1 protein-coding gene is annotated in these 1,309 nt (G+C 69.5%); it reads right to left on the bottom strand.

Annotation, left to right across the window (positions count from 1 at the left end):
* Nucleotides 1-40: 40 nt before the first annotated feature.
* On the bottom strand, nt 41-1,264 hold the full coding sequence (locus AB0N63_RS36115) for an IS30 family transposase (RefSeq protein WP_365536256.1): 1,224 nt from the start codon (nt 1,262-1,264) through the stop codon (nt 41-43).
* Nucleotides 1,265-1,309 lie beyond the last annotated feature (45 nt).

A 1,309-nucleotide genomic window follows, 5' to 3' on the forward strand; every position in this document is an offset into this window, starting at 1 on the left:
GGCGGTTTCTAGCGGTCGTTGCAACACGCGGTTGTGTTGATCAGGCCGTGAGCAGTTTATGCAGGCGCTCGGCTGGGGTTTCCCAGCCGAGCGTTTTGCGTGGGCGGCGGTTGAGCTGGTCGGCGACGGCGGCCAGGTGTTCGGGGTCGTGGACGGACAGGTCGGTGCCCTTGGGGAAGTACTGCCGTAGCAGTCCGTTGGTGTTCTCGTTGGAGCCGCGTTGCCAGGGGCTGGCCGGGTCGCAGAAGTAGACCGGGATGTCCGTGGCGAGGGTGAACTCGGCGTGGCGGGCCATCTCGCTGCCCTGGTCCCAGGTCAGGGAGCGCATCAGCTGGGCGGGCAGGGTTTGGGCGGTGGTGGTCAGGGCGGTGAGAACGGTCTCGGCGGTGTGGTCGCCGGGCAGGTGCAGCAGCATGACGTAGCGGGTGGCGCGTTCGACCAGGGTGCCGATGGCGGACCTGCCGTCCTTGCCGATGATCAGGTCGCCCTCCCAGTGGCCGGGCAGGGCCCGGTCCGCGGCCTCGGCGGGCCGTTCGCTGATCATCACCATCGGGGTGGTGAAACGCGGCTGGCGGCAGTTCGCCTGCCGCTGGGGCCTGCGGCGGGCCCGCCCGGAGCGCAGGGCGCCGGCGAGCTCGCGCCGCAGTTGACCCCGGCCCTGGAGGTAAAGCGCCTGATAGACGGTCTCGTGGACCACGTGCATCTCCGGTCGCTGGGGGAACTGTGCCCGCAGAGCGTGGCAGATCTGCTCCGGGCTCCACTTCTCGTCCAGCATCGCCTGGACGGCGTCCCGCAGCGCGGGGTCCCGAAGGATCTTGCGAGGCTTGGGGCGGGGACGGCGGGCATCGGCGCGGGACTGGGCGGCGTGTGGACGGTAGTGCCACTGGCCGCGTGTGCCGTCGGTGCGGTTGCGGCGAATCTCCCGGCTGACCGTGGACGGGCTTCGGCCCAGCTCCGCGGCGATCGCCCGGACCGTCGCCTTCTCACGTAGCCGGTCGGCGATGTGGATCCGCTCGTCCTCGGACAGATACCGCGACGAGCCGGAAGCCGGCACCACCAGATTGATCGGTGGTACCGGCTTCCGGTTCCGTTCCCCGGAGCGGCCGTTGCGCCACTTCCGGCCGGTCCGCGCATCGATGCCGACGATCCGGCATGCCTCGGCGTTGCTGTATTCCTGCTGCACGAGCCGGGAGTATGCCTCCCGTTCCCGGGACAGCTTCTTGCGCCCCTGCGGAGTCCGGTCCCCTCGGATCTCGAAGTCCATCGCACCCCTTGAACTGGGGTGTTGCAACGACCACTAGAACCCAAG

The sequence above is a fragment of the Streptomyces sp. NPDC093260 genome, assembly GCF_040683715.1.
GTDB lineage: Bacteria > Actinomycetota > Actinomycetes > Streptomycetales > Streptomycetaceae > Streptomyces > Streptomyces sennicomposti.

Excerpts from the sequence above, each read along its gene's own strand:
- AB0N63_RS36115 (WP_365536256.1), bottom strand. The coding sequence starts at position 1,264 with ATGGACTTCGAGATCCGAGGGGACCGGACTCCGCAGGGGCGCAAGAAG.